The organism is Candidatus Neomarinimicrobiota bacterium (assembly GCA_018647265.1).
Classification (GTDB): domain Bacteria; phylum Fidelibacterota; class Marinisomatia; order Marinisomatales; family TCS55; genus TCS55.
Genome location: JABGTK010000044.1, coordinates 1 through 3991, shown reverse-complemented (window position 1 = coordinate 3991; position 3991 = coordinate 1). Strand labels below are relative to the sequence as shown.

The following is a 3991-nucleotide window of genomic DNA, read 5'->3' as shown; positions in this document are numbered from 1 at the left end:
TGGAAGTTGGATTACTTCTGAATTGAAATGGAATCCCAAAATACCAATCAAGATTAATCCTAAAGCGTGGTACATGTGATAACGAACGCCCGTTTCAAAGATTGCCAAATCTTCAGGGGTTACTTTGCTTTTGAGTCCGTGGGCCCCAAACGCACCAAACATAACAGCAAGGGCAGCCAAAGAGGCACCCAAGACTATCCAGCTTTTCATTGCTGCTCGTTTTTGTGGATCAAAGTGCGAATTGGGAAAGGAATTTCTATATTTTCAATTTGGTAGCGCTTATGAAGTCTTCTCACAAATTCGTCTATAATGGGATGTTGATCGCCATATTTCTTTCCGCGGAAATAGACTTTTAGATTCACGCTTGAATCACCAAATTCAAAACAACGAACTACTGCAGGCGAATCTTCACGTGCACCCTCTACATCTTTAATAACACCAGCGGCGACTTCTTGAGTCACCTTGACTACGTAATCTAAATCACTTTCGTACGAGACACCAACAGAAACTCGGATAGAAAAACTGGGATCCCCTTTATCATAATTTTTAACAATGGCAGCTGAAATTCTTGCATTGGGAACGGTAACAATATTATTTGTCCGTTCCATAAGGGTGGTGTGCCTCCAAGTGATATTTTGCACATAACCCATATAACCGGAATCCAATTCTACAAAATCACCGGGTTTTACTTTTTGAGACAGGAGAATATGTAATCCTGCAAAAAAATCAGAAAGTGTATCCTTTAATGCCAATGAGATGGCCAAACCACCCACACCAAATGCAGTGAGCAGCGGCGTGATAGAAAGACCCAATGATTGGAGTATAATTAGAACACCCACCGAGATTATGACAATCCGTAAAAGGTTTACAAAAATGGTTGTAGACGGAAGATCGGTACCCTGTCTTTCTGCCCAAAAATTGAGGAGTCCAACACCGATGCGAGAAGCGGCCAAAGTCACAGATAGAATCAGAACAGAAACAATAATTTTGCTTAAATACCCGAGATAAACATCACTTAATAATGGGATGTCGCTGGACGCAATATTCAGAGAGGCTAAAAAGAACCATAGTACAATATGAGATTCGATGGCATCAAAAATGACATCATCCCCTTTCCAATCTGTCTTTTCAGTAATCTTCTTTAATCGGTGATGAATGAATCGTTTGAACAGCCACCCAAGAATAATTCCAACAAGAATTGTTCCCATAGGTACTGCAAAAACCATGATATAATCGATAATTGTTTTTTCCATAAGCGACGAAATTACACTCTTTAAAATTCTTTATTCACTTGTTTCATAAACCAATTCATGGCCCACAATGGATTTTCCCAAATAATACAAATTAACCTTAGTTGGATTGTGTTGAGCATTAAACCACCATTCCATCCCGTGCTTCTGCCCATTTTTATAAATACACTCATATTTCAAAAATCCCGATAAATAAAATTCGCTGTCTAATTTAGTCCCAAGGATATACTTTTCTTCCGTTTCTTCTACCCCTAATAGGTTCCATTTCCTTTCATATAGCGTTTCGCCATCATTAAAGATAAGTACTCGTTTCAAGCGGCCATTATCATGATATTCAATTCGAGCAATTTCTATTCCTTTTTCATAAAATAATTCCCGTTTCAAGCTATTTGATAATGTAAAGATTTGGGTTAAGCCTTCAAAAATTCCTTCATCATAGTCGGCAATGGATGCGAGAACACCATTGGAATACCAACGCTGAATTTGTCCATGAAGTTGATCATTAGCAAAACTTCCTTTTTCTTCTAGCCGTGCGTTGTTTGACCAAATTTCGTAAGGGCCGTTTTTCTCACCAGATAGATAAGTCGTTTTTGATTTGATTTCTCCAAATGCAAAATATGATAGGACTTCACCATCTAATTTATGAGACTCATAATTTGTCGACAATTTTAATTGACCATTTCTATAATAAAATTCTGAAAGGCCATGTAAACGGCCATCCTTGAAAGTTTTTAAAGAATCCAAATTTTCATCTTCTGACCACCACTTCCACTCGCCATTGTATTTTCCTTGACTGTAAACACCTACAACGGCTCGTTCCCCATTTCTGTGCCAAACTTTGTATTCACCATTCAAAACACCATTTACATATGTAGCCAAAGAATCCAATTGTTTTTTGGATTGAGACCAACGCCATGTTCCCGTTTTTTGATCATTGTTAAATTCCCCAGACAAATTCAATATTCCGCCATTCCAGACTTTAAATTTTCCATGTTTAATACCACTACGAAAATGGATGAGCCTTGCCTTAGATTTATCATCATTTCGCCATAACCATTGATCGTGTGGCAAATTTCCTAAATAATTTCCAACAACTTTTTTATTTTCGTTAGAATAATATTCAACAAATTTTCCACTCAATTTTCCAGCTTCATATTCTTTTAGAATACGAATTTCACCCTCTTTATAATATATCGTTTTTCCGTGGAATTGACCATTAATATAGTTGTGAATTGAATCAATCTCCCCGGCCATGCCGGTCCATGTCCATTTTCCGGACTGAAGATTTCCACTATATTTTCCCCGAACTGCTAAAGTTCCTGATTCATGATAGCCAAAATATTTGCCATCTTTCTTACCAAGGCTAATAGCAACTTCAGATTTTTTCTTTCCTCGTGGATAATATTCAATTCGTTTTACTACCTTCCCTGCTTCTCCCTTACCCTTAACTAGTTCGACTGTCTTTTTTTCCTGAGTGGAATAGCGGTCAACTATTTGCAGTGATGGTGCGCAAGATGTGATTACCAATGCTGTGAACGGTATAATGAAATGGATTCGCATACGATCAAAATTAACAATGAAATCCCACAGGTAAAATCCTGAAATGTTATTGCAAAATTTTGGGTAATTGCATCATAAATTCCCAGGCTGATTTAAAAATACTTACAGGATTTATCAATGATTGCAGCAGTTTTAAAAGAAATCATGGGCGACGAAAACCGAGTGGCCGCCACTCCCCAAACCGTAAAGGAATTAGTCAAGAGCGGTTTGACAGTTCGCGTTCAATCTGGAGCCGGTGATGCGTCATATCATTCCGACCAGGATTATCAGGATGCCGGCGCAGACGTTTTTCCTGACCATACTAACTTACTCAATGGCGCCGATATAATTTTAAAGGTGGCACCTGCAACATTAGCAGAAATGGAAGCTTTTCCAAATGGTGTCGCTTATGTTTCGCTTTTTCAAACTACCCGAGAGATCGAACAGGTTACTCAGTTAACTCAAAAAAAGATAACTGGCTTTTCTATGCATCTTATTCCTCGAACCACCTTAGCACAAAGCATGGATGCCTTAAGTTCTCAAGCTAATATTTCTGGGTATAAGTCTGTATTGATTGGCGCATCTCACCTTCCTGTATATATGCCCTTACTCATGACCGCAGCTGGAACTATTCCACCTGCAAAAGTGTTGATTCTCGGCGCTGGTGTTGCAGGGCTCCAAGCCATTGCCACCGCCAAACGATTGGGTGCCCAAGTGGAAGCATTTGATGTCCGACCAGAAGTAAAAGAACAAGTTGAGTCTCTCGGTGCAAAATTTGTAGAAGTTGAATCGGACAGCGACGATGGTGTCGGCGAGGGCGGATATGCCAAAGAAACATCGGACGATTATAAACAACGTCAACAAGAATTGATTAAACAGCATATTGCTAAATCAGATCTAGTCATCACCACTGCATTGATACCGGGAAGACCGGCACCGCTTTTGATTCCAACCGATATGGTAAATGGAATGAAGCCGGGTTCGGCCATTATTGACCTTGCGGCCGAAAATGGCGGAAATTGCGAAGTGACCCAAAGTGATAAAGTAATCAATCATAATGGTGTCATTATCGACGGTACAGTAAATCTGCCATCAACAATGCCAGTTCATGCTTCACAATTATACGCCAAAAATGTTTCTACCTTTGTTACCTATATGGTGAAAGATGGTCAATTAAATTTTGACTTAGAAGATGAAATTAT

The 3991-nt window shown here is 39.1% G+C and carries 4 protein-coding genes; 1 reads left to right on the top strand and 3 read right to left on the bottom strand.

The window, feature by feature from the left end:
• The 3 genes from HN459_03045 to HN459_03035 form a co-directional block, all read right to left on the bottom strand.
• Positions 1–210, bottom strand: a 210-nt coding sequence (locus HN459_03045) for a DUF423 domain-containing protein (GenBank protein MBT3478417.1), incomplete at its 3' end; no start/stop codon positions are given.
• Positions 207–1253 (bottom strand): mechanosensitive ion channel family protein, encoded by a 1047-nt coding sequence (locus tag HN459_03040; GenBank protein ID MBT3478416.1) that lies wholly within the window; start codon positions 1251–1253, stop codon positions 207–209. The genes HN459_03040 and HN459_03045, both read right to left, overlap by 4 nt.
• 30 nt (positions 1254–1283) lie before the next feature.
• Positions 1284–2810 (bottom strand): hypothetical protein, encoded by a 1527-nt coding sequence (locus HN459_03035; protein ID MBT3478415.1) that lies wholly within the window; start codon positions 2808–2810, stop codon positions 1284–1286.
• A 117-nt stretch (positions 2811–2927) separates the two neighbouring features.
• Here HN459_03035 and HN459_03030 point away from each other — a divergent pair.
• Positions 2928–3991: Re/Si-specific NAD(P)(+) transhydrogenase subunit alpha (locus HN459_03030; GenBank protein MBT3478414.1), on the top strand; the 1064-nt coding region annotated here is incomplete at its 3' end.

Bases quoted from the DNA above. Each gene is read 5' to 3' on its own strand.
- HN459_03040 (MBT3478416.1), bottom strand. From the start codon at position 1,253: ATGGAAAAAACAATTATCGATTATATCATGGTTTTTGCAGTACCTATG.
- HN459_03035 (MBT3478415.1), bottom strand. From the start codon at position 2,810: ATGCGAATCCATTTCATTATACCGTTCACAGCATTGGTAATCACATCT.